General features: G+C 61.1%; 23 protein-coding genes. 13 read left to right on the plus strand and 10 right to left on the minus strand.

Annotated features, from left to right (window positions below):
• From rpe to secG, 12 genes are all read left to right on the plus strand, one after another.
• Positions 1-657, plus strand: coding sequence for a ribulose-phosphate 3-epimerase (gene rpe / locus HBA49_RS05545; protein WP_005526336.1), 657 nt, complete (start codon positions 1-3; stop codon positions 655-657).
• Positions 658-674: 17 nt separating this feature from the next.
• Entirely contained in the window at positions 675-1,256 is a 582-nt protein-coding gene (locus HBA49_RS05550) for a riboflavin synthase (RefSeq protein WP_005525932.1), read from the plus strand.
• A 10-nt stretch (positions 1,257-1,266) separates the two neighbouring features.
• The gene (locus HBA49_RS05555) at positions 1,267-1,785 is read left to right on the plus strand and encodes a PH domain-containing protein (RefSeq protein ID WP_005521048.1); all 519 of its coding nucleotides are present in this window, start codon (positions 1,267-1,269) and stop codon (positions 1,783-1,785) included.
• A 29-nt stretch (positions 1,786-1,814) separates the two neighbouring features.
• Positions 1,815-3,815 carry an excinuclease ABC subunit UvrC gene (gene uvrC / locus HBA49_RS05560; RefSeq protein WP_005525649.1) on the plus strand — a complete coding sequence of 667 codons (2,001 nt, stop codon included), beginning with the start codon at positions 1,815-1,817 and terminating at the stop codon, positions 3,813-3,815.
• Positions 3,816-3,876: 61 nt separating this feature from the next.
• Positions 3,877-4,776: an RNase adapter RapZ gene (gene rapZ / locus HBA49_RS05565; protein ID WP_005525762.1), complete on the plus strand. Its 900-nt coding sequence runs from the start codon at positions 3,877-3,879 to the stop codon at positions 4,774-4,776.
• A 68-nt stretch (positions 4,777-4,844) separates the two neighbouring features.
• Entirely contained in the window at positions 4,845-5,852 is a 1,008-nt protein-coding gene (locus tag HBA49_RS05570) for a gluconeogenesis factor YvcK family protein (protein ID WP_005526445.1), read from the plus strand.
• 138 nt (positions 5,853-5,990) lie between these two features.
• A complete protein-coding gene (gene whiA / locus HBA49_RS05575; RefSeq protein WP_005526100.1) occupies positions 5,991-6,986 on the plus strand; it encodes a DNA-binding protein WhiA in 996 nt (331 codons plus the stop codon).
• Positions 6,987-7,573: 587 nt separating this feature from the next.
• Positions 7,574-8,581, plus strand: a complete 1,008-nt coding sequence (gene gap, locus HBA49_RS05580; RefSeq protein ID WP_005525960.1) for a type I glyceraldehyde-3-phosphate dehydrogenase — start codon at positions 7,574-7,576, stop codon at positions 8,579-8,581.
• A gap of 128 nt (positions 8,582-8,709) precedes the next feature.
• On the plus strand, positions 8,710-9,924 hold the full coding sequence (locus HBA49_RS05585) for a phosphoglycerate kinase (RefSeq protein WP_005525572.1): 1,215 nt from the start codon (positions 8,710-8,712) through the stop codon (positions 9,922-9,924).
• A gap of 55 nt (positions 9,925-9,979) precedes the next feature.
• Complete coding sequence (gene tpiA, locus HBA49_RS05590) at positions 9,980-10,762, plus strand: triose-phosphate isomerase (RefSeq protein ID WP_005525909.1); 783 nt, start codon at positions 9,980-9,982, stop codon at positions 10,760-10,762.
• An 80-nt stretch (positions 10,763-10,842) separates the two neighbouring features.
• Positions 10,843-13,611 (plus strand): phosphoenolpyruvate carboxylase, encoded by a 2,769-nt coding sequence (gene ppc / locus HBA49_RS05595; RefSeq protein ID WP_005526391.1) that lies wholly within the window; start codon positions 10,843-10,845, stop codon positions 13,609-13,611.
• Positions 13,612-13,687: 76 nt separating this feature from the next.
• Positions 13,688-13,921 (plus strand): preprotein translocase subunit SecG, encoded by a 234-nt coding sequence (gene secG, locus HBA49_RS05600; RefSeq protein ID WP_005521068.1) that lies wholly within the window; start codon positions 13,688-13,690, stop codon positions 13,919-13,921.
• Between the two features lie 60 nt (positions 13,922-13,981).
• Here the strand turns inward: secG and pgl are convergent, their stop codons facing one another.
• From pgl to tkt, 5 genes are all read right to left on the minus strand, one after another.
• Positions 13,982-14,701, minus strand: coding sequence for a 6-phosphogluconolactonase (pgl, locus tag HBA49_RS05605; RefSeq protein WP_005526609.1), 720 nt, complete (start codon positions 14,699-14,701; stop codon positions 13,982-13,984).
• Between the two features lie 10 nt (positions 14,702-14,711).
• The gene (locus HBA49_RS05610; RefSeq protein WP_005526431.1) at positions 14,712-15,665 is read right to left on the minus strand and encodes a glucose-6-phosphate dehydrogenase assembly protein OpcA; all 954 of its coding nucleotides are present in this window, start codon (positions 15,663-15,665) and stop codon (positions 14,712-14,714) included.
• Between the two features lie 30 nt (positions 15,666-15,695).
• Positions 15,696-17,255, minus strand: coding sequence for a glucose-6-phosphate dehydrogenase (zwf, locus tag HBA49_RS05615; RefSeq protein WP_005526325.1), 1,560 nt, complete (start codon positions 17,253-17,255; stop codon positions 15,696-15,698).
• A 118-nt stretch (positions 17,256-17,373) separates the two neighbouring features.
• Positions 17,374-18,459 (minus strand): transaldolase, encoded by a 1,086-nt coding sequence (gene tal, locus HBA49_RS05620; protein ID WP_005526307.1) that lies wholly within the window; start codon positions 18,457-18,459, stop codon positions 17,374-17,376.
• A gap of 9 nt (positions 18,460-18,468) precedes the next feature.
• Complete coding sequence (tkt, locus tag HBA49_RS05625) at positions 18,469-20,580, minus strand: transketolase (RefSeq protein ID WP_005526051.1); 2,112 nt, start codon at positions 20,578-20,580, stop codon at positions 18,469-18,471.
• 200 nt (positions 20,581-20,780) lie between these two features.
• On the opposite strand from tkt, the gene HBA49_RS05630 reads away from it, so the two are divergent.
• On the plus strand, positions 20,781-21,692 hold the full coding sequence (locus tag HBA49_RS05630; protein WP_005526335.1) for a heme o synthase: 912 nt from the start codon (positions 20,781-20,783) through the stop codon (positions 21,690-21,692).
• Here the strand turns inward: HBA49_RS05630 and HBA49_RS05635 are convergent.
• The 5 genes from HBA49_RS05635 to HBA49_RS05655 are packed head-to-tail and all read right to left on the minus strand — an operon-like array spanning position 21,675 to position 25,345.
• A complete protein-coding gene (locus HBA49_RS05635) occupies positions 21,675-21,995 on the minus strand; it encodes a branched-chain amino acid transporter permease (protein WP_005526619.1) in 321 nt (106 codons plus the stop codon). The two genes, HBA49_RS05630 and HBA49_RS05635, sit on opposite strands and share 18 nt — an antisense overlap.
• Positions 21,992-22,654, minus strand: a complete 663-nt coding sequence (locus HBA49_RS05640) for an AzlC family ABC transporter permease (RefSeq protein ID WP_005526476.1) — start codon at positions 22,652-22,654, stop codon at positions 21,992-21,994. Before HBA49_RS05640 ends, HBA49_RS05635 begins: the two co-directional genes overlap by 4 nt.
• Positions 22,641-23,624 carry a COX15/CtaA family protein gene (locus HBA49_RS05645; RefSeq protein ID WP_005521081.1) on the minus strand — a complete coding sequence of 328 codons (984 nt, stop codon included), beginning with the start codon at positions 23,622-23,624 and terminating at the stop codon, positions 22,641-22,643. Before HBA49_RS05645 ends, HBA49_RS05640 begins: the two co-directional genes overlap by 14 nt.
• Positions 23,625-23,670: 46 nt before the next feature.
• The gene (locus tag HBA49_RS05650) at positions 23,671-24,429 is read right to left on the minus strand and encodes an ABC transporter permease (protein ID WP_005526203.1); all 759 of its coding nucleotides are present in this window, start codon (positions 24,427-24,429) and stop codon (positions 23,671-23,673) included.
• 1 nt (position 24,430) lies between these two features.
• Complete coding sequence (locus HBA49_RS05655; protein ID WP_005525886.1) at positions 24,431-25,345, minus strand: ABC transporter ATP-binding protein; 915 nt, start codon at positions 25,343-25,345, stop codon at positions 24,431-24,433.
• Positions 25,346-25,349: the final 4 nt, after the last annotated feature.

The following is a 25,349-nucleotide window of genomic DNA, read 5'->3' on the forward strand; positions in this document are numbered from 1 at the left end:
ATGACAACCCCCATCATTTCCCCCTCCATCCTGTCCGCCGACTTTACCAACCTGGGCGCCGACATCCAGGCCGTTGCCAACGCCGACTGGATTCACGTCGACATCATGGATGGGCATTTCGTCCCGAACCTTTCGTTCGGCGCCGACATTACCGCCGCCGCCCGGCGCGCCACCACCCAGCCTCTCGACGTGCACCTTATGATCGACAACCCCGAACGCTGGGTGGATAACTACATCAAGGCCGGCGCGGACCACATTATCTTCCACGTGGAGGCCACCGACGATCCGGTTTCCCTCGCCCGCCACATCCGGGCCGCCGGCGTTCAGGCCGGCTTCTCCCTCCGCCCCGGTACCCCCATCGAGCCCTACCTTCCCACACTCGATGAATTTGATTTGGTGCTCATCATGAGCGTCGAACCCGGGTTCGGTGGCCAAAAATTCATGCCCGACCAGCTCGACAAGGTTCGTGCCCTCCGGCACGAAATCACCACCCGTGGCCTTGCCACCCTCATCGAGATCGACGGCGGCATCAGCGCCGACACCATCGCCCAGGCTGCCGAGGCCGGCTGTGACGCCTTCGTCGCCGGCTCCGCCATTTTCACCAACGACGACCCGGCGGCAGCCGTCACTAACCTCCGCACCCTGGCCACCCTCTAACCCCACCACAAAATCTCATGTTCAGCGGAATCATCGAAGAAATCGGCACCATCACCACCATCACCCCCCGCGGTGACTCCTGTAAACTCCACATCACCGCGGCAACCGTCACCACCGACATCCACCCCGGTGACTCCATCGCTGTCAACGGCATCTGCCTCACCGTTGTCGACCATGACCCCACCGGGTTCACCGCCGACGTCATGAAAGAAACCCTCGACCGCAGTGTTCTCGGCCACGTCGGCGACCCAGTCAACCTGGAGCGCGCCCTCCCCGTCACCGGCCGCCTCGGCGGCCACATCGTCCAGGGGCATGTCGATACCACCACCACGCTCATCCACCGGGAAATCGGTGAGCATTGGCACACGCTCCGTTTCCACCTGCCGCCGCAGCTCGCCAAATATGTGGTAGAAAAAGGCAGCATCGCCATCAACGGCACCTCCCTCACGGTCTCCGCCATAGGCGACGACTATTTCGAAGTGTCCCTCATCCCCACCACCCTCACCCACACCAATCTCGGCACCCTCCAACCTGGCGACTCCGTCAACCTAGAGGCAGACATCCTCGCTAAACACGTCGAAAAGCTCCTCGCACACTAGAAGGAACCCCATGGACAACAACCAGCCCCTCAGCGACGCCGAAATCCAAGCCTATGTTGCCGCTGACGCCGCTCTCACCACCACCAAACCCTGGAAGCTTGAAGTCACATCACGACGCATGAAGCTTTACGCTTTCCTCGCCGCCGGTGTCACCCTCGCCATCCATATTTTCCTCGCCATCGTTGTTGCGGTCGGGAACACCGGCACCGCGGTCACCGTCATCGACCAATGGGGATATTTCCTCGTCGGTGTGCTTTTCGCCACCGTCATTTTCATCGGGCTGCACCGGCCCCGCGTCCGCGCCAACGAAGACGGCGTCGACGTCCGTAACTTCATCGGTTCTCGCTTCTACCCCTGGGCCGTCATCTACGGCCTCAGCTTTCCCGAAACTGCTCGCGTGGCCCGCCTTGAACTCCCCGAATTCGAATACGTGCCCATGTGGGCGTTCCTCGCCGCCGACGGTGCCGATTGCGTTACCGCCGTCGAAAAATTCCGGGAACTCGAAGCCCAATACATGCCCGAAGACTAGCCCTCTGTTAAGGAAACCTCGCTGCATCCGTGACTGACCCGACGACATACCGCCCCACGAACGTTCCCACCGACCCCGGCGTCTATAAATTCCGCGACCCCACCGGCCGGGTCATCTACGTGGGCAAGGCCAAAAACCTTCGCGCTCGCCTCGCCACCTACTTCCACGACCTCACGCAACTTCACCCCCGCACCCGCCACATGGTTACCACCGCCAACCAGGTTGAATGGACTGTGGTCGGCAGCGAAGTCGAGGCACTCCAACTCGAATACACGTGGATTAAAAAATACGACCCCCACTTCAACGTCAAATACCGCGACGATAAAACCTACCCCTCCCTCGCCATCAGCATTGGCGAACCCATACCCCGCGCCTTCTTCCACCGCGGCCCCCGCAAGGCGGGTATCCGCTACTTCGGCCCCTACTCCCACGCCTGGGCCGTCCGCGAAACCCTCGACCTTCTCATCCGAATCTTCCCCGTCCGCACCTGCACCAAAGGCGTCTACAACCGGCACGAAAAACTTGGACGCCCCTGCCTGCTTGGCTACATCGACAAATGCTCCGCCCCCTGTGTGGGCCGCATCACCGAAACCGACCACCGCCGCATTGTCGACGACCTCTGCGCCTTCCTCGCCGGCCGCACCAGCCCCATCACCACCAAGCTTGAAACCGAAATGCAGGCCGCCGCGGCCGAACTCGACTTCGAACGCGCCGCCCGCATCCGCGACAATCTTGCCGCCATCATCGCCCTCACCGAACAACAAGCCATCGTCCTACCCGACGGCACCGACGCCGACGTCATCGCCATCGACACCGACGAACTCGAAGCCGCCATCCAACTCTTTCACATCCGCGCCGGCCGGGTGAAAGGCCAACGCGGGTGGGTGGTCGAACGCACCGACGACCACGACGGCGGCAGCGAACAACTCATGCAAGACTTCCTCATCCGGTTCTACTCGGACGCGGCAGACCAAGAACAAACCGTCCGGGACTCGGAAGAAAAAGCCATCAAACGCCGGGGCGTCGACAACTATGTTCCCATCGACACCACCGCAACAAGCGTGGTTCCCCACGATATCCTCGTGGAAATACCACCAGCTGACATCCCCCACACCGAGGCCGCATTATCCCAGCTCCGGGGCGGCCCCGTGCGGATCAAAACCCCCAAACGCGGCGACAAGAAAACCCTCATGACCACCGTGCACCGCAACGCCACGGAAGCCCTGAAACAACACAAACTCAAACGAGTCGGGGACCTCACCGCTCGATCCGCAGCCCTCCAGGAACTGCAAAACTCCCTCTTCCTCCCCGAAGCCCCACTACGGATCGAATGCACGGACATCTCCCACATCCAAGGCACCGACGTGGTGGCATCCCTCGTGGTCTTCGAAGACGGGCTGCCGAAAAAATCCGACTACCGGCGGTACAAAATCACCGACGCCGCCGGCGACGGGCACTCCGATGACGTGGCAAGCATCGCCGAAGTCACCCGCCGCAGGTTCCTTCGACACCACCTTGACAGTCGCACCGTACCGGAACTAGACGGGTCCCAATTCGAAGACGAAAAACCCCAAACATCGAACAAATTTGCGTACTCGCCCCAGTTGTTTATCGTCGACGGCGGCGCACCACAAGTAGCGGCAGCCCAACAAGTGCTCGACGAACTAGGAATAACCGATGTGCCGGTCATAGGCATCGCCAAACGACTAGAAGAAATCTGGGTAGCGGGGGAGAAGTACCCCCTCATCCTCCCCCGACACTCCCAGGCGCTCTTTCTGATCCAACACATCCGCGACGAAGCACACCGATTCGCCATCACCTTCCACAGGCAACAACGATCCGCCCGAATGCGACGCAGCGAACTCGACAACATCAAAGGACTCGGCGCAGCTCGACGCACCGAACTGGTCAAACACTTCGGGAGTGTGAAGCAGCTGAGACAAGCATCAGTAGCGGACATCACCGCAGTCAAAGGATTCGGCCCCCAACTCGCCCAAAACGTCTACGACGCCCTCCACCCCCCAGAATAAGGCGGGCAACTGTAGCGTGCCCAACCGTCGAAAAGCCGGCCCTGGGGGCTAAAATGGCGGTATGATCGCCGAAGCCCCGCGCAATATAGAACCAGTAACCGAAATACCACCAGTCATCATCACCGGCATGTCCGGGGCGGGCCTCAGCTCGGCCGCCCGAGTACTCGAAGACATGGGATGGTACGTCTCCCAAAACCTCCCCCCGCAACTCGTGGTGCAATTTTTTGAATTTTGCGCAGCCGACACCTCACCAGTCGACAAAGTAGCACTCGTATCCGACGTGAGGTCACTCGACTTCTCCTTCGGCCTCGACGTCGTCATATCCCAACTCGACACCGAAGGACTCAAACCACTCGTCCTCTTCATGGATGCCCGCGACGACGTCCTCATTAAACGCTTCGACAATCTCCGCCGCACCCACCCACTCCAAGGATCCGGCACCCTACTCGTCGGCATCGAACGAGAACGCGCCCTCGTCGCAAACCTCAAAGAATCCGCCGACGTGGTCATCGACACCTCCGACCTATCAATCCACGACCTCCGCCGAGCAATCGAACCCAACTTCGAATACCTCGCATCCAACAAACAACACGTCACCGTCCAATCATTCGGCTTCAAACACGGCACCCCCCGCGACACCGACATCATGGTCGACGTCCGATTCCTCCCCAACCCATTCTGGATACCAGAACTGCGACCATTCCGTGGAGTCGACAAACCCGTCTCCGACTACGTGCTCAGCGCCGCCGCAGCCCAAGAATTTCTTGACAATTTCTATAAAATGCTCATGGACATGCGTGAAGGCTTCAAACATGAAGGCAAAAAGTTTATTACTGTGTCTATTGGTTGCACCGGTGGACATCATCGCTCAGTAGCCATCGCAGAAGAACTAGCACGCAGGCTTGCCGTCAACGATGACCTTGACGTGACAGTTTCTCACCGCGACATTAACCGTCACTAACCGAAGCAGCCATGGCGCAATAAACCTCCGGCACTCACACGGAACACGGAACCAAAGGTGACAACAGCATGGACACAACAACTGGTACTTTCCCCACATTCCCCCAAGGCACCAAAGTCGCCAGCCTAGGTGGCGGCCATGGCCTGTTCCAAACCCTCACCGCAGTCCGCCTCCTCCACCCCGACACCATCACCGCCATCGTCACCGTCGCCGACGACGGCGGATCCTCCGGCCGAATCCGCAGAGAACTCGGACAAATCCCCCCAGGAGACCTCCGCATGGCACTCTCCGCACTCGCCCCCCGCGATGACGAAGGCCGCATGTGGGAAGCCACCCTCCAGCACCGATTCGGCGGCTCAGGCGCACTCGCCGGCCACGCGGTAGGAAACATGCTCATTGCCGGGCTCTATGACATACTCCAATCCGAAGTTGCCGCCCTCGACGTGGTAGCAAAACTCATCCGCGCCGAAGGCCGCGTCTTACCGGTCTGCGAACAACCCCTAGAAATCGAAGCCGAAGTAGGCGGCCTCGACGCCGACCCCCGCATCGTGCGGCAAGTCCGCGGCCAAGTCGCAGTCGCCACAACCGTCGGATCGGTACGCCGCGCCCGCCTCGTACCAGAAAACGCCGTAGCCTGCGAAGAAGCCATGACCGCACTCCAAGACGCCGACCTCATCACCCTAGGCCCCGGCTCCTGGTTCACCTCCGTCGTACCCCACCTCCTCGTGCCCGGCGTCACCGATGTGCTAGAACGCTGCACTGGCATGAAAATCGTGGTCGTCAACCTCGACGCAGAACCGGGGGAGACCGCAGGATTCACGGCCGAACGATACCTGCACATACTGCAACAACATGCGGCATCATTCACCGCCGACGTCGTCATCGTGGATGAGCATTCCGTGCCGAACGAAGCCGACCGCACATACCTGGCGCGGGCCGCCGCAAATATCGGGGCCAAACTCGCATTCCACGACGTTCGGGAAGAAGACTCCTCCGGCTACTACAAGTCCCGGCACGACCCGAAAAAACTCGCAGCCGCACTAGGGGCAGAATACCTGGCGGCCCGCGGCCAATAACCCAATTCCGGCCGGCCGCGCCGGGATAGCAGCAGCATTTGTGCAGCGTGTTCGGCGTGTCGTGGTCTTTGTCGGCGCGAGAAGCTGCGTATGATAGATAGCTCACATTACTGAATGTATGACGATGGGAAGCGTGCGATGGCCGACGATTTAACAACAAGCGTGAAGGAAGAGCTATGCCGGGTGGAGGTGAAGTCACAGAATGTTCGCATCGCCGAAATCGCGGCAATGATCCGGTTTGCCGGCGAGTTAAGCATTGTGGCAAACAAGCCGGTGCTAGAGGTGGAGCTGGAGGTGCGGGCCGCGGCCGAGCGCTTACGGCGGGCCATGATGGAACTTTTCGACATCAGGGTATCGCTCTTAGAGTTAGGTGCCACATCATCCAGAAAGGCGGCGCGGTATTTGCTACGGATCACCGATGATGTGGAGATGGTGATCCGCCGGGTGGGGTTGGTGACCAGGTCGGGGCAGCAGGTGCGGGGGTTGCCGCCCCAGGTGGTCAGCGGCACGGTCGACCATGCGGAGGCGGCGTGGCGGGGGGCGTTTTTAGCGTCGGGCCAGCTGGGGGATCCGATGCGAAGCAGCGGTTTGGAGGTGAATTGCCCGGGGCAGGAAACCTCATTGGCACTGGTGGGGTGTGCGCGCCGGTTGGGGATTAGCGCAAAAACCAAAGAGTCGCGGGGGGTGGAGAAAGTGACGATTCGTGACGGGCAGGATGTGGGGGCGTTGCTGGCGCGCATGGGGGCGCATGTGACCCGCATGAAGTGGGATGAGAAGCGGTTGCGGCGGGAGACGCGGCCCGCAAATAACCGGTTGGCGAATTTTGATGATGCTAACTTACGACGCTCGGCGCGGGCGGCGGTGACAGCTGCGGCGCGGGTGAATCGGGCCATGGAAATTCTTGGCGACGATGTTCCGGACCATTTGGCGGAGGCGGGGCAGTTGCGGGTCAAATACCAGCAGGCCTCGCTAGAGGAGCTGGGCCGGCTGGCGGAGCCGCAACTCACGAAGGATGCGGTGGCCGGCCGGATCCGCCGACTATTATCCATGGCGGATAAGCGGGCCAAGGAATTAGGCATCGCTGACACGCATGCTGAGGTTACGGAGCAATTATTGGCCGATAATGAGGCGTGATTCATTTCCCTCCCATGGTGCTAGCTGGATGTTTGCCCTGGGAGGTTTTTCCTGCTATCGGATATGTTGGTTGGGGAAATAGTGAAATTTATTGGGTGGGTTTTGGGGGAAAGTGAGATTGATGCGTGGGGGAGTGGTGGCCAATGGTTCGTGTGGGTTTTTGTTATTTTATGTGAGTTTCTCCGAATGAAATGTGGTTTTCTCGCACGAAAGTCGGAAAGCGGCGGACATAGAGCCATAGAAATGTGGTTGTGATTATATTCACAAATCACTGTGACGGGTGCAAGGAATCAAAAAGAAACAATCTGTAATATATTGGTTTATTGCCCCCAGATTGGGGTGATAAATGGTTGATGATCCCGAATTTCCGCATATAAACCCGCTTTTAGCCCCCGTCGACAAGCTTCTTTTGCCCCCGTTTGGACCATGATGTTAGGAACCGGGAAAATTTTATTTTTTGTAACTAGTGCAGGTTGGGGGATGCGTCGCTACACTGGAAAACCGAAGGCGAGCCGGTAATTAAAGTCGGATGAACTTTCCAGCGACTTGCCTTGGCAACGATCACTCTACATTTAGGAGACATCACAGTGACGATTCGCGTAGGTATCAACGGCTTCGGCCGCATTGGCCGTAACTTCTTCCGCGCACTGACGGAACGTGGTTCCGACATTGAGGTCGTGGCAGTCAACGACCTGACCGACAACAAGACCCTGGCTCACCTGCTCAAGCATGACTCCGTTCTGGGTAACCTGAAAAAGGATGTTTCCTACGACGAGGATTCCATTACCGTCGATGGCCACCGCATCAAGGTATTTGCTGAGCGTGACCCCAAGAACCTCACCTGGGGTGACCTGGATGTAGACATCGTTGTGGAGTCCACCGGCTTCTTCACCGATGCTAACGCCGCTAAGGCCCACATTGATGCTGGCGCCAAGAAGGTCATTATTTCCGCACCGGCAAAGAACGAAGACGCCACCTTCGTCGTGGGTGTGAACCACACCGACTACGATCCGGCCAAGCACAACATCATCTCCAACGCATCCTGCACCACCAACTGCCTCGCCCCCATGGCCAAGGCACTCAACGATGCCCTCGGCATCGAGCGTGGCCTCATGACCACCGTGCACGCCTACACCGGTGACCAGCGCCTCGTCGACGCCCCGCACAAGGACCTGCGTCGCGCCCGCGCCGCCGCCATTAACCTGGTGCCCACCTCCACCGGTGCCGCCAAGGCCGTGGCCCTCGTCCTCCCCGAGCTCAAGGGCAAGCTGGACGGCTATGCTATGCGCGCCCCCGTCCCCACCGGGTCCGCAACCGACCTGACCTTCACCGCCTCCCGCGAAACCACCGTGGAAGAAGTCAACGAGATCCTGAAGAAGGCCGCCACGGAAGGCCCGCTCAAGGGCATCCTGGCCTACTCCGAGGAACCCCTCGTGTCCTCCGACATCGTGACCGACCCGCACCCCTCCATCGTGGACTCCGGCCTGACCAAGGTCATTGGTGACCAGGTGAAGGTTGTGTCCTGGTACGACAACGAATGGGGCTACTCCAACCAGCTGGTGACCCTCACCGAATACGTTGGTGAGCGCCTCTAAGACCCATCATGAGTTGGTGCGGCAAGGCGCCAACACTTTTGAATAACAGTCCCCGAGGTAGCGCAAAACCACCTCGGGGATTTTCCACAAACACCTTTAAATAATCACACCGAAAGGTACATAACTCGATGGCAGTCAAAACGTTGCAGGATCTCATCTCCGAAGGAGTGGCAGGCCGCCACATTCTCGTCCGTTCCGACTTCAACGTTCCCCTGAACGAGGCGGGGGAAATCACCGATGCCGGCCGGATCACCGCATCCCTGCCCACCATTAAAGCCCTCTCTGAGGCCGGCGCTAAAGTCATCCTCATGGCCCACCTAGGCCGCCCCAAAGGGCAGGTCAACCCCAAATTCTCCCTTGCACCCGTCGCCACAGCCCTCACCGATGCCCTCGGCCAATACGTGGCCCTCGCCGGTGATGTCGTGGGCGAAGACGCCCACGAGCGCGCCAACGGCCTGACCGACGGCGACGTGCTCCTGCTGGAAAACGTGCGCTTCGACCCCCGCGAAACCTCCAAAGACGAAGCCGAACGCGGTGCCTTCGCCGACCAGCTGGTCGCCCTCGCCGCCGACAACGGCGCCTTCGTGTCCGACGGGTTTGGCGTGGTCCACCGCGCCCAGGCCTCCGTCTATGATGTGGCCCAGCGCCTCCCGCACTATGCCGGTGGCCTCGTGCAAAAAGAAATCGACGTGCTCAAAAAGGTAGCCGAAGCCCCCGAACGCCCCTACGTGGTGGTGCTCGGCGGTGCCAAGGTATCCGACAAGCTCGGCGTCATCCAGGCGCTCGCTCAAAAAGCCGACAAGGTCATCATCGGCGGCGGCATGTGCTACACCTTCCTGGCAGCCCAGGGCATTAACGTGCAACAATCCCTGCTGCAAGAAGAACAAATCGACAAGTGCAAGGAATTGCTGGAAGAATTCGGCAGCAAACTCGTGCTCCCCGTCGACCTGGTGGCAGCAGCCAGCTTCGCCGCCGACGCCGACAACAAGATCGTGCCCCTCACCGACATCCCCGAAGGCTGGATGTCGCTTGATGTGGGCCCGGAAACCGTGAAGAAATACGCCGAAGTGCTGGCCACCGCCAAAACCGTGTTCTGGAACGGCCCCATGGGCGTCTTCGAATTCGCCGCCTTCGCCAACGGCACCCGCGGCGTAGCCGAAGCCATCATTAATGCCACCAAGGCCGGCGCATTCTCCGTGGTCGGCGGCGGCGACTCCGCCGCAGCAGTGCGGCAACTCGGCCTCGATGAAGCCGGCTTCAGCCACATCTCTACCGGTGGCGGTGCCTCCCTGGAATACCTGGAAGGCAAAACCCTCCCCGGCGTTGCAGTACTAGAAAGCTAACCCACCCACCATTGGCCGTCGACAAGCGGCGGCCTCGCACACAGAAAGACTGCCCATGGCACGTAAACCACTCATCGCCGGCAACTGGAAAATGAACCTCAACCACCTTGAGGCCATCAGCACGGTGCAGAAACTCGCATTCGCCCTGCCGAAGGAATACTACGAAAAAGTCGACGTTGCCGTCACCGTACCATTCACCGACCTGCGCTCCGTGCAAACCCTCGTCGAAGGCGACAAACTCGAAATCACCTACGGCGCCCAAGACGTCTCCCAACACGAATCCGGCGCCTACACCGGTGAAGTATCCGCCGAAATGCTCAGCAAACTCGGCGTCACCTGGGTTGTGGTCGGGCACTCCGAACGCCGCGAATACCACGGCGAAACCGACGCGCTCGTCGCCGCGAAAGCCGCCATCGCGCTGGCCCACAACCTGCACCCCATCGTGTGCGTGGGCGAACCTTTGGAAATCCGCGAAGCCGGCACCCACGTCGACTATGTGGTCGAACAAACCCGCAACTCCCTCGCCGGGCTCAGCGCCGACGACCTCCGTAACACCGTCATCGCCTACGAGCCCGTGTGGGCCATCGGCACCGGTAAAGTCGCCTCCGCCGCCGACGCGCAAGAAGTCTGCCACGCCATCCGGCAACTCCTCGTCGAACTCGCCGGCTCCGACGTTGCCGACACCGTCCGCATCCTCTACGGCGGCTCCGTCAAGACCGAAACCGTCGCCGAAATCGTCGGCCAGCCCGACGTTGATGGCGGCCTCGTCGGTGGTGCCTCCCTCAATGGGGAAGAATTCGCCAAACTTGCCGCCAACGCCGCAGGTGGGCCCTTCTAACCTCAAACCATGAAGAACTGACCGCTGTTGATTACGACAGCGGTCCTGTTCATTCTTATCCGAAAGGTCCCCCAACAACCATGAAAAACCAGCTCAAAAAAGACATCCGCCACCTCGGGAAACTCCTCGGCAAAGTCATTGCCGAACAAGAAGGCGACGAAGTGTACCGCCAAGTAGAAGCCGCCCGCGCCCTCTCCTTCGACATAGCCCGCGGCACCAGCGACATTTCCGCACTCGTCGACCTATTCCGCAACAACACCACCCGCGACTTCCTCCCCATAGCCCGGGCCTTCAACCACTTTGCCCTCCTCGCCAACCTTGTCGAAGACCTCCACGACAACGCCAACTACATTGCTGACCGGGAAGCCGGTCTGCCTGCCCCCGACTCCACCCTGGAAGCCACCGCCGCGAAACTCTCCGCCGCCAAGGCCGAAATCAGCCCCGACAACATAACCCAACTGCTGAAAAACGCGCAGGTCGCCCCCGTGCTCACCGCGCACCCCACCGAAACCCGACGCCGCACCGTCTTCGACGCCCAAGAACACATCACCGCGCTCCTGGTTGACCGGCACCGTATCCTCAACGCCCCCGAAAACGCGCTCACCAAAACCCGCCTCGACAACATTGACCAACAAATCACCAGGTGGCTCACCACCCTATGGCAAACCGCCCTCATCCGGGTCGCCCGACCCCGCATCGAAGACGAAATCGAAGTCGGCCTCCGCTACTACAAACTCTCACTCCTGAAAGCCATCCCCGACATCAACCAAACCGTCTCCCAAGTACTCGCCGACACCTTCGACACCAACACCCAAACCGCCATCATTCAACCCGGATCCTGGATCGGCGGCGACCACGACGGCAACCCCTACGTCACCGCCAGCACCCTAGAATATGCCACCTCCAGGGCCGCGGAAACCGTCCTCAAATACTACGAACAAGAACTCCACCAACTCGAACACGAACTCTCCCTCTCCGACCGGCTCGCCCACGTCACCGACGAACTGCGTGAACTCGCGGAACAAGGCCACAACAACATTCCCGCCCGCGTCGATGAACCCTACCGGCGTGCCGTCCACGGCATCCGCGGCCGCATCATCGCCACCCTCGCCGCCCTCATCGGCGACGACGCGGTAGAAGGAACCTGGTACACCAACCACGCCCCCTACCAAACCCCCGACCAGGTACTCGCCGACCTTGCCATCATCGACGAATCCCTCCGGGCCAACCACGACCACATCATCGCCGACGACCGGCTTCGCCGCATCCGCACCGCTCTCATCACCTTCGGCTTCCACCTCTACTCCATGGACCTGCGGCAAAACTCCGAAAGCTACGAAGACTTCCTCACCGAAATCTTCGCCCACGCCCACGTCCACCCCGACTACCGCAGCCTCGACGAAGCCGAAAAAGTCGCCCTCCTCACCGCCGAACTCACCAGCCCCCGGCCGCTCATCGCCCACGACGCCGCCCCCTTCAGCGAAGCCACCCAACGCGAACTCGACCTCATCGCCGCCGCAAAACAAGCAGTCGACGACTTCGGGCCCCGCATGGTACCCCACTCCATCATCTCCATGGCCCAATCCGTCTCCGACCTGCTCGAAGCCATGGTGCTCCTCAAAGAATTCGGCCTCATCCACGCCGACGGCGACCACCCCACCGGCACCGTCGACGTCATCCCCCTCTTCGAAACCATCGAAGACCTCCAAGCCGGCGCCCACATCATCGAACAACTCTGGGCCATCCCCCTCTACCGTAACTATTTGAAACAACGCGGCGATGTGCAAGAAATCATGCTCGGCTACTCCGACTCCAACAAAGACGGCGGCTACTTCGCCGCCAACTGGGCCCTCTACGACGCCGAACTCGACCTCGTAGCCACCGCCCAAAACCACAACATCGCCCTCCGCCTCTTCCACGGCCGGGGCGGCACCGTCGGCCGCGGCGGCGGCCCCTCCTACGACGCCATCCTCGCCCAACCCGAAGGCGCCGTCCACGGGGCAGTCCGCATCACCGAACAAGGCGAAATCATCTCCGCGAAATACGGCACCCCCGAAACCGCCCGCCGCAACCTCGAAGCCCTCGTCGCTGCCACCATCGAAGCGTCCCTCCTCAAAGTCGAACAATGGCAAACCGATCCGGAGCAGGCCTACGCCATCATGCGGGAAATCTCCGAACTCAGCCAAACCAAATACGCCGACCTGGTCCACAACGACCCCGGCTTCATCGAATACTTCACCTCCTCCACCCCCCTGGCCGAAATCGGCGACCTCAACATCGGATCCCGACCAGCATCCCGCAAACAAACCACCGCCATCTCCGACCTGCGGGCCATCCCCTGGGTCCTCTCCTGGTCCCAATCCCGCGTCATGCTCCCCGGCTGGTATGGCATGGGCACCGCCCTCCACCAATGGGTCCACGCCCCCGGAGAAAACCCCGACGACCGCCTGGCCCGCCTCCGAGAACTCTACGAAACCTGGCCCTTCTTCAACTCGGTACTCTCCAACATGGCGCAAGTGATGAGCAAAGCCGAAATCACCCTCGCCGGCCTCTACGCCGACCTGGTGGCCGACAAAGAAGCCGCCCACCGGATCTACCACAACATCCGCGAAGAATTCGATCTCACCACCCGCATGTTCTTCACCATCACGGGGGTAGACAGCCTCCTCGCGGACAACCCCAGCCTCGCCCGCTCCGTGCGTCGCCGCTACCCATACCTGCTGCCGCTTAACGTCATCCAACTAGAACTATTACGCCGCTACCGGGAAGGCACCGACGATCCGCTCGTCGGCCACGGCATCCGGCTCACCATGAACGGTCTTGCCACCGCCCTCCGCAATTCGGGTTAATCGCCGCATCGTGTATGATTTGGTGAGAATCCTCGCTCCGAGGCTGCAACAACCACGACCATAAGGATTGACGTACATGACACTCGCACTCCAGATCATCCTCGTATTATCTTGCGTGCTCATGACACTTTTTGTGTTACTCCACCGAGGCAAAGGCGGCGGCCTCTCCAGCCTCTTCGGCGGTGGCGTGCAATCCAACCTGTCCGGCTCCACCGTGGTAGAAAAAAACCTCGACCGGTTCACCATCATCACCGGCATCGTCTGGCTCGCCTGCATCGTCGCCCTCAACCTCATGCAGGTCTACAGCTAAACCAAACCCAAAAAGTGGGCCCCACCGCACATGCGGCAGGGCCCATTTCGCTACCCAAACCTATAACAAGCCGGCAGCATCATCAGCTAAAAACAGCACGGTATCCACTATCCCGCGGGCGCCGGCGGCCGGCCACTCATCCCGATCCGCACCAGCAACCACCTGCGCCGCCGCCTCAGCTTTCTCCGCGCCAGCAACCAGCAGCCACACCCGATCCGCCCGCGCAATCGCCGGAAACGTCAACGTCGCCCGCTCCGCCGGTGGCTTCGGGGAATCCGTCACCGCCATCACCAACGCCGACTCCTCCCGGGTTGCCGCCGAATGCGGAAACAGCGAATTCACATGCCCCTCACCCCCCATGCCCAACAAATGCACATCAAAACCCTCGGGGGCGAAATCCTGCACCACCAGCCGATACGCATCAACCGCATCAGCAAGCGCCACACCATTCCCCAACCCATAACCATGAATATTCGCCTCAGGAATATTCACATGATCCAGCAATGCTTCCCGGGCCTGACCCTCATTCGAATCCGGATGCGTCACCGCCACATTCCGCTCATCCCCGAAAAACACATGCACCAACTCCCAGTTGATGTCAGCGTCGACAAGCAACCGCAACATGCCAATACCGGCACCCCCACCGGTCAACACCACCCGGGCGCACCCATCACCATGCTTCCCACCGGTCTTACTGACCTCCCGAACCACCCGCACAAACTCCGCCGCGGCAGCCCGACACACCTCATCAACCGTTGCAACCCGCACTACATTCACCATAATAACGTCCTTACACTACCGGATACGACACCTGATTCAGACCCCGAAGTACCTCATCATAAGCATGATCCGGGTCCAAATGCCGCAACTCCTCAGCCAAACAATCCGCATCAGTACGCAAATTCACCGCCACCCGGGCCGGCTCCCGATTCGGCACCGACACCCCAATCGTCTGACCATCCAACGCCTCCAACACCGTCGCCCCCGACGGGCGAACCAACTCCACCCGCTCCACCGGCGTCACATTCAAACTTGCCTGCTTTTTCACACTCGGATCATCCACCGCAATCCGCGTCACCGGCACCCCCAACCGCGCCGCCAACCACCCCGCAGCTAAATCCACACTCGGACAATTCGTCGCCCCATACACCTTCGCCTCAATCACCGGCTCAAACGGCGGCTGATCCAACGCCGACGCCACCACCCCCCGCCACGGCGTAATCCGCGCCCACGCCAAATCCGAATCCCCATCGGTATACGAATTCCGCCGATTATATAATGCATCCACCAACGGATCCTTCTGCGAATCCGTAATCCGCCGCTGCGCAATACGTCCCAACGGATCCTCAGCCGGATTCACCGGTGCCGTATACGGCCACCACACCACAATCGGCGTATCCGGCAACAATAGGGGAGTCACCACATGCACCAAATGCCGCGTCACCTCCCCCTCCAAATCAATCACAATAATCTCCGAAGCACCCGCATCCCCACCAATACGAACCTCCGCATCAATCCGGGTATTCCGATCCGGGTCCCCCGTCACCAACACAATCACCCGACACGGATGCTCCCGCGACGCATCCTTCGACGCCGAAATCACACTCCGAATATTATCCGTATCCTTCGCCACCGCAATCAACGTCAACACCCGCGACGTCGTACCCTGACTACCATCGTCACGAATCTCCACCAACGTCCGAGCAATCTCATGCGTATCAGTATCAGAAAGCGTAAAAATCATGATCGCTACAACTCCTTAACGAGAAAACCTTTATGGCCGCCGCCACGCCCGACCCGAACGCTCCAGCATCTTATTCGCCGACTCCGGACCCCACGTACCAGCAACATAATCCTCCGGCTTACCATGCTTCGCCCAATACTCCAACACCGGATCCAAAATCTTCCAACTCAATTCCACCTCTTCATTCGTGGGGAACAAGCTGGCCTCATCCAACAACGCATCCAAAATCAACCTCTCATACGCCTCCGGGGACTCCTCCGTAAACGCCTCCGAATACCCGAAATCCATATTCACATCCCGCACCTCCATGGCCGAACCAGGCACCTTCGACCCAAACCGCATCAGCACACCCTCATCCGGCTGCACCCGAATCACCACCACATTCGGCCCCTGCGCATGCCGCGTCCCCTCCGGGAACGGATGATGCGGCGCATCCTTAAACACCAACGCAATCTCCGTCACCCGGCGGCCCAACCGCTTCCCCGTCCGCAAATAAAACGGCACCCCCGCCCACCGGCGCGAATTAATCTCCAACGTGCACGCCGCATACGTTTCCGTCGTCGAATCCGGATCAAACCCGGTCTCCTCCCGCAACCCCTTCACATACTCCGACCCCTGCCAACCAGACGTATACTGCCCCCGCGCCGTCGTCTTACTCAACGGCTCCACCGCATGCGTTGCCCGCAACACTTTCATCTTCTCCGCCTGCAACTCCGCCGGCGTAAAATCAATCGGCTCCTCCATAGCCACCAACGCCAACAACTGAATCAAATGATTCTGAATCACATCCCGGGCCGCCCCAATCCCATCGTAATACCCGGCGCGACCCCCCAACCCAATATCCTCAGCCATGGTGATCTGCACATGGTCGATATAGTGACTATTCCACAACGGATCAAACAACTGGTTAGCAAACCGCAATGCCATAATATTCTGCACGGTTTCCTTCCCCAAATAGTGGTCGATGCGGAACACCGACTTTTCCGGGAACACCGAGTTAATAACCTCATTCAATTCTTTTGCGGTCTGCTGATCCCGGCCAAACGGCTTCTCCACAATCACCCGCCGCCACGCCGGCGCCGCAACCTTGGCCATGCCGGAACGCTGCAATTGATGGCACACGTTCGAAAAATAGGCGGGTGGAACCGACAGGTAAAACGCCCAGTTCCCGGCGGTGCCACGAGTTTGATCCAATTCGGACAAGGTGGCGGCAAGCTGATCGAAGGCGGCATCGTCATCAAAATTGCCGCTCACAAACACCATGCCCTCGGCTAGTCGCTCCCACACATTATCCCGGAATGGAGTGCGGGCCCCAGCCTTGACTGCCTCCTTAATATAGTCCTCAAAATCGGCCTTGGACCAGTCACGACGCCCATAACCTACCAGGGTGAAACCTGCCGGCAACAGTCCACGGTTAGCGAGATCATAAATTGCGGGCAAAAGTTTCTTCCGGGCCAGGTCGCCGGTGACACCGAAAATAACCATGCCGCACGGGCCGGCAATCCGGGGGAGACGTTTATCTTGGGGGCTGCGCAGGGGATTCACCCACGGTGTTACTGGTGATACATTTGTTGCTTCGTGGTCGCTCACGTTCGCCAAGTCTACCCATGGATGGGGTTGGTGGCGAACCTGAGTTAGAAACAGCACATTTTTTAGCGCGCAGAAGACCTGGCTGGTGACGGTCTTCTGCGCGCTGGGCGCAATGTGGTTAGGCGAGGCGGGCGTTCATGGAATCGAGCAGGTCTTGCCAGGCTGCCACGAACTTTTCCACCCCTTCCCGCTCCAGGGTATCGAACACATCATCGAAATTAATGCCGGCGGCGGTGAGGGCGGCCATGGTGGCTTCCGATTCCGCTTTCGTGCCGGTGAGGGTATCGCCGTGCACATTATCTGCCGCCAGTACCGCGTCAATGGTGGCTTCCGGCATGGTGTTGACCGTGTTCGGCCCGGCGAGTTCGGTGACGTACAGGGTGGGGGAGTAGTCTGGGTTCTTCACACCGGTGGAGGCCCACAGGGGGCGCTGCACATTGGCGCCGGCCGGCAGTTTCGTGCCGTCGGCCAGGTGTTCGAGGAAAGCGGCGTAGGCGAGGCGGGTATTTGCCACCCCGGCCTTGCCCTGGAGGGCGAGGGCTTCCTCGGTGCCGATCGCGGCCAGGCGCTTGTCGACCTCGGTGTCGAGGCGGGACACGAAGAACGAGGCCACCGAGTGAATGGTGGACACGTCTTTGCCGTTGGCTTTCGCCTGGTTGATGCCGTCGATGAAGGCGTTGATGACTTCCCGGTAGCGGACCACCGAGAAAATCAGGGTGACGTTGACGCTGATGCCTTCGGCCAGGGCTGCCGTCACCGCGGGCAGGGAGCCGGGGGTGGCGGGGATTTTAATCATGACATTCGGCCGGTTGACGGTGCGCCACAGTTCTTTCGCCTGGGCGAGGGTGGCGTCGGTGTCTTCCGAGATGCGGGGGTCGACCTCGATGGAGACCCGCCCGTCTTTGCCGCCTGATGCGGCGTAAATGTCGGCGAACAGATCGCAGGCGGCCTGCACATCGGCGATGCTCATGGCGTAGACGGCGTGATCGGCGCTGGTGCCGGCGGCTTTCAGCTCGGCGATTTGGGCATCGTAGGCGGTGCCGTGGGACATGGCGGCGGCAAAGATTGCCGGGTTTGTGGTCACGCCCACCACGGATTTGGTGGCGATGATGTCCGCCAGGTTTCCGGTTTCGATGCGGTCGCGGGAAAGATCATCCAGCCAGGTGACGGTACCTGCTTGGGCGAGGGAATCAATAGCGTTCATGGTGTTTTCCTAGCTTTTCGACGCGGCGAGGGAGTCATGGGCGGCAGCAACCACTGCGTCGGTGGTGATGCCGAATTCTTCGAACAGTTTCTGGTACGGTGCGGACGCCCCGAAGTGTTCCAGGGACACGGCGCGGCCGTGGGAGCCGAGGAGCCGCCACCAGGACAGGGCCAGGCCGGCTTCGACAGACACCCGGGCGGTGACGGCCTGCGGCAGCACGGCTTCCTGGTAGTCGGCGTCTTGTTCGGCGAACCAGTCCAGGCAGGGCACGGAGACGACGCGGGCGGCGATGCCTTCCTGTTCCAGGCGTTCGGCGGCTTCAACGGCGAGCTGTACTTCGGAGCCGGTGCCCAACAAAATCACATCCGGGACGGGCTTCGACCCGGCGACCAGCACGTAGGCACCACGGGCCACCCCTTCGGTGGCGTGTTCTTTGGTGCCGGGCAGGACCGGCAGGTTTTGGCGGCTGAGCGCCAACCCCTTGGGGGATTCGGGGTAGAGCAGGGCGGCCCGCCAGGCGGCGGCGGTTTCATTGGCGTCAGCCGGCCGGATGATTGATACTCCGGGAATGGCCCGCAGGGCGGCTAGCTGTTCGACCGGCTGGTGGGTGGGGCCGTCTTCGCCCAGGCCGATGGAGTCGTGGGTCCACACGTAGTAGGCATCGGTGCGCATGAGGGCGGCCAACCGGACTGCTGGCCGCATGTAGTCGGAGAAGATAAGGAAGGTGCCACCGTAGGGGCGGGTGCCGCCGTGGAGGGCAATGCCGTTCATGATGGCGCCCATGGCGTGTTCCCGAATGCCGAAGTGCAGGTTGCGGCCGCCTGGGGTGGTGGTCCAGGTTTCGGTGGTGATGTCTTCCGGCCCGAAGGAGGGGTCGCCCTTGATGAAGGTGTTGTTGGATCCGGCCAGGTCGGCGGAGCCGCCCCACAGTTCCGGCAGGGTCTTCCCCAGGGCCTGCAGGGTGGCTTCGGAGGCTTTCCGGGTGGCCACGGATTCGCCCACCTCCCAGGTGGGCAGGTTGGCGTCGAACCCTTCCGGCAGTTTCCGGGCGGCGAGCCGGTCAAACAGGGCCTTGCCGTCCGGGTTGGTGGCGGCCCACTGGTCGACCTTTTTCTGCCATGCCGCATGTTTTTCCGCACCACGGTCGGCGAGTTTCCGGGTGTGGGCGAGCACCGCGTCGTCGATGAAGAAGTCGACCTCGGGGTCGAACTCGAGTGCTTCCTTGGTGGCTTTCACCTCATCGGCGCCCAGGGCGGCGCCGTGCACCGAACCGGTGTTCATCTTGGTGGGGGCAGGGAACCCGATGACAGTCCGCACCCGGATGAAGGAGGGGCGGGTGGTGTCGGCCTGTGCCTCGGCGACGGCCTGTTCGATGGCGGTCACGTTTTCCCCGGCGGGTACGTCCAGCACCTGCCACCCGTAGGCCCGGTAGCGGGCCATCACGTCTTCGGTGAAGGCGATGCGGGTGTTTTCTTCGATGGAAATCCGGTTGTCGTCCCAGAACACGATGAGGTTGCCGAGCTGTTGCGTGCCGGCGAGGGATGATGCTTCGGAGGTGACGCCTTCCTCCATGTCACCGTCGGAGGCGATGACGTAAATGTAGTGGTCGAAGGGGGATTCCCCGGCGGGGGTGTCGGGGTCGAACAGGTGCCGTTCCCGACGGGCGGCCATGGCCATGCCCACCGCGGATGCTAGCCCCTGGCCCAGGGGGCCGGTGGTGATTTCAATGCCCTTGGTGTGCCGGTATTCTGGGTGGCCGGGGGTGAGCGACCCCCAGGTGCGCAGTGCCTTCAGGTCATCCATGGTGAGGCCGAACCCGCCGAGGAAGAGCTGCACGTATAGGGTGAGGGAGGTGTGTCCGGGGGAGAGCACAAACCGGTCGCGGCCTGCCCATTCGGTATCGTTCGGGTCCACATTCATGACCCGCTGGAACAGGGTGTAGGCCAGTGGCGCCAATGACATGGCGGTGCCGGGGTGGCCGGAACCGCATTTTTGGACCGCTTCGGCGGCCAGGACGCGGGCGGTGTCTACCGCCCTAGTGTCGGCGTCTGACCAGTCGGCGGGGTAGTCACGGGTGGTGGCGGCCTGAAGCTCCGGGGATAAATGCTGGGGGGAAGACACTATAACGTTCCGTCCTTTTTCACGTGTGGAGTTACCAAAATTACTATTCTACTTTAACCCTCTTAGGGGGAGTCGCGGGCGGTAACGGCGAAAATATGTGGTGCTGAACTGCGCAGAACAAGCCCGACTATGGCAAAACCCGGCGGTGCGGCTACCATAATGAGGTTACTTATCACCCGTTATTTGAGCTGGAGGACATCGTGGAGACGATCAAGGCCTATATCGCGTTGACAAAACCGCGGGTCATTGAACTTCTCCTTGTTGCCACCATCCCCGCCATGCTTCAGGCCGAGCGTGGGGAAAACAACATTTTGCTGATCCTCCTCACGTTGCTTGGTGGGTGGCTGGGGGCGGCGGCCGCGAACACGTTCAACATGGTGGCCGACTCCGATATTGACCAGAAAATGGGGCGCACCCGCGCCCGCCCCCTGGTTCGACACACCGTCAGCAATCGGGACGCCACCATTTTTGCGTGGGTGTGCACCGTTGTAAGTTTCCTCTGGTTGTGGCTGTTGTGCCATTCCCTGCTGGCCGCCGGGTTTGTCATGCTCACCATCGTGTTTTATATCCGGGTGTACACAAAGTTTTTGAAGCGCCGCACCCACATGAACATTGTGTGGGGTGGGCTGGCGGGCTGCATGCCCGTGGTCGTGGGATGGGCGGTCATCACCGATAATCTTCCCCCGGATATGCCCCACCAGTGGTGGCAGGCCGTGGTGTTATTCCTCATTATTTTCTTCTGGACTCCGCCGCACACGTGGGCGCTGGCCATGAAGTACAAGGAGGACTATGCGGCCGCCGGTGTGCCCATGCTGCCAGTGGTTCGCACCCCGGTGCAGGTCACTCGCCAAATCGTGTGGTACACCGTCGCCACGGTCATCACCCCCCTGTTTCTGATACCGGCCGCCGGCATGGTGTACGCGGTTACCGCCGTGGTCACCGGTGTGTGGTTTCTCACCACGGCCATTGTGCTGCACCGGGGGGTGAAAAACGGCGGCAAGGTGAAACCCCTGAAACTGTTTATTCTCTCCAATAACTACCTGGCGTTGCTGTTTGTTGGCCTATCCATTGACGCCGTGATGGGATTACCCACCCTAGGCGCCTACTTGTAGCAGTGACAATCCCACGCACACCCCGGTGCCGACCATGATCGACAGCAGCACATTTCGCCGCCACCAGTGCATAATCATGGTCACCGCCAGCGCCACCACGTATGGTAGCCACCGGCCCGCGGGGATGGTGCTACAGGCGTAGACGAAGAGGATCACCATTGCCCCCAGCGGCATCCACCGGGAAAACTCCCGCAGAAACCCACTATTGGCCAGGCGGGTTTGCAGCGGGAACGGGATCACCCGGGTGAAAAACGTCACCACCATGGCCACGATGATTCCCCCAACCACATACCACGTGCTCATAGCCGGTACCTGATTCCCAACAGCACCGCGAAGAGGGTCATGGCGACGAGCAGCATGTGGTGGGGTGCCGCCACCAACCCCACCGCCGCGCATGCGGCAGCCAACCCCGCGGTGCTAACATCCCGGGATTGGGCCAGCACATCCATGGCGAGCACCGCGAATAATCCCACTAGGATGAAGTCCAGCCCGGGAATGGTGCCTAACATGTGGGAGGCGAACACCGCCCCCACGGTTGAGCCCGCCAACCAGTGCAGGTGCAGTCCCGCCGTGATGGTGAGGATCCGCCGGGAGGTTCGGGCGTCGGCAGGCAATGCCGACACCAGCGCATATGTTTCGTCGGCAAGCGTGAATACCGCGTACGCCCGCGCCCACCAGCCCCGAACCGCGTGCAGGGGATAGGTGAGCCCGTAAAATATGTGGCGCGAATTCGTGAAAAACGTGGTGACCGCGATCGTTCCCCACGACGCCCCGCCGGTGAGCAGGCCGATCATAATGAACTCCATGCTGCCCGCATACACCAACCCGGACAGCATGGGCGCCACCCACCAGGGCAGACCGGCCTGCACCACGACAATGCCCAAGCCGAGCGCCATGGCGAAAAACCCCGCCCACACCGCACCAGCTTGCCGGGCTGCTGCCCGAAACTCAGGCGAACCCATACATGCCGTCCCCCGACGGCGACCCGGTGGTGTGCCGCGGATCCTGATCCAAGGCAGGCCGCGCCCAACCCTGGGCGTACAGCAGCGACGACACTGCCACAATCACCGAGCTCAAACACACGTGGATCGGAATCGACCACCTGGGCACCCCCAGCCGGAACTGGGCGATCCCCACCAGGGCTTGCACCACAATGATGCCGACTAGGGCCCAACCGGTTTTCTGCACCGCCGCCGGCGCCCCCGACCGGCGCAGCAGCACCACCAACACCACCAGGATCGCCAGCGAGGCATACAACACCCACGCATGAACGTGCGCAATCAATTCCAGGGGCACCTGCAGTCGACTGTCCTCCCCGACAGCCGCGTCGCCCGAATGCTGGCCCGCGCCCGTCACCAGGGTACCCGTGGTGAGCACCAGGGCGATGCCCGCGGCAAATACCGCCCCCAGCAGGCGCAGCCCGGAACTGTAGGTGCGGGCGGGGACGGCATCGTCCGGCTCCCCAATCCGTAAATACAGGATGGCCGCCAACCACACCAGCAGCATGGACGGCAGGAAATGCAATGCCACCGACCACCAGGCCAATTGCAGCCACACCGAAATGCCGCCAATGACCGCCTGCGCCACAATACCCAACCCTTGGATGAGGGCGTGCATGATGATTTCCCGCCGCCGGTGTGCCGCACGCACCGCCACATACACCGCCACCACGAACGCGACCAGCACAAACGTGAGCAGCCGGTTGCCGAACTCGATTGCCTGGTGTACCGCCGGCGCCGCCCCCTGCACCGGCACCAGCGACCCCTCCTGACAGTTCGGCCAGGTGGAGCAGCCCAAACCAGAGCCGGTTACCCGAACAATTGACCCGGTGACGGTGATGCCGCCCTGCGATACGAGAAGTAAAAGAGCAAGCCTTCGCTGCAATGCCACGGTCGGCACCAGCGTAAATTTAGAAAGTAACTTGGTTGGCACGGCACTTATAGTACCTTCCCACCCCGGGGGTGAAGAAGCCAGGCCATCAGTCGGCGAATTTAAACCACCGGGTGGCCGCCGTCACCCCAATGATGGTCCACCCGGCGAGCGATATGAGGGCCATTCCGGGAAAAATCCCGTCGAAACTATCCAGCAGGCCACTGGCCAGGGCGACGGACGGCACCGCGGTGAGGATCGGGGGGAACGTGTCGTGGTTCACCAGCAGGTAGCTGGCCCCGCCGGCCAGCAGCACCCATATGAGGTTCGCAAACCCGAGGACGAGCTCTGACGACAGTGTGCCGCCCATGAGCATGCCTAGCGAAGTGAACGCGGTAATGCCGGTGAGGAACACTAGCACGCCGGTGAGAATCCCTTCCGGGGTGGGGGACCAGCCCAGCAGCAGGGCAATGGTGGTGAGCACAATGATTTGGATGATGGCCACCGCCACCAGCCCGAGGATTTTCCCCACAATGATAATGCCCGCCGGCACCCCGGAAGCGCCGGTGCGTTTCAGCGCCCCATAGCGGCGGTCGAACGCGAGCGAAATCGCCTCCCCGGTAAACCCCGAACTCATGGCGGCCACCGCCAGCACAATGGGGAACCCCACCCGCATGGGATCGTCCTGCTCTATGACCGGCAGGAGCGTGATCGCCACCAGCATGCACACCGGGATAATGAAACTCAGCAGCAGCTGCTCGCCATGGCGGAGAAACAGTTTCGCCTCAATGATGGCCTGGGCGCGCAGCATGGTGCGGGTGCTAGCGCGGTGCGGGTCGGGGCGGAAAGTGCCGGCGGGAAACGTCATGTTAGCTCCTTAAAGTACGGCCGGTAATGTCCAAAAATGCATCTTCCAGGCTGCGGGCATGCGTGTCAAGGTGGGTGATGAGCACCCCATCCGCCGCCGCCTGTTGCGCCAGCTTTGCGACGACCTCCGGCCGGGGTGTGGTGTGCAACACGTAGGTGCGGGGTTTCGTGGCCGACACCCCCAACTTCTGCCACTCGCCCCGGGACAAGTCCACATCCCCATCGGTTTCGAAATGGATCGTGGTGGCGGTGGCCGCCTGCAACTCCGCTGGGGTGCCCTGGGCCACCACCCGGCCGCGGTCCACAATGGTCACCCGATCCGCCAACGCCTGGGCCTCATCCATCAAATGGGTGGTCAAAATCACCGTCACCCCATCCGACCGTAGGGCCCGCAGCAGGTCCCACACCAGAAGCCGGGACTGGGCGTCCATGCCCGCGGTTGGCTCATCCACAAACACCAGGCGGGGCCGGGAAATCAGCGCCACCGCCAAATTCAGCCGCTGCTTCTGACCCCCAGACAACCGCCGGTAGGTGGTGCGTTGCACATTCTGCAACCCGAATAATTCCAGCAACCAGTCGGGTGCTAGCGGGTCCCGGCTGTAGCTTGCCGTGAGCTCCAGCATTTCCCGCACCCGAATCCCCGAATACGACCCCGAATCCTGCAGCATGATCCCCACCTGGGCGCGCACCTTATCCGGTTCGGTGGCCGGGCTCATGCCCAACACCGAAATCTTCCCGGAATCCGGGCGCTGAAACCCCTCACACATTTCAATCGTGGTGGTCTTCCCGGCACCATTCGGCCCCAACAAGGCCATGATCGTGCCGGTTTCCACCGTGAAACTCACATTATCGACAGCAGTATGGTCGCCAAACCGCTTGACGACGTCGACAAGCTCAAGTGCGTAGGGAAAACTCACGAAG

It is taken from the genome of Corynebacterium matruchotii (genome assembly GCF_011612265.2).
GTDB lineage: Bacteria > Actinomycetota > Actinomycetes > Mycobacteriales > Mycobacteriaceae > Corynebacterium > Corynebacterium matruchotii.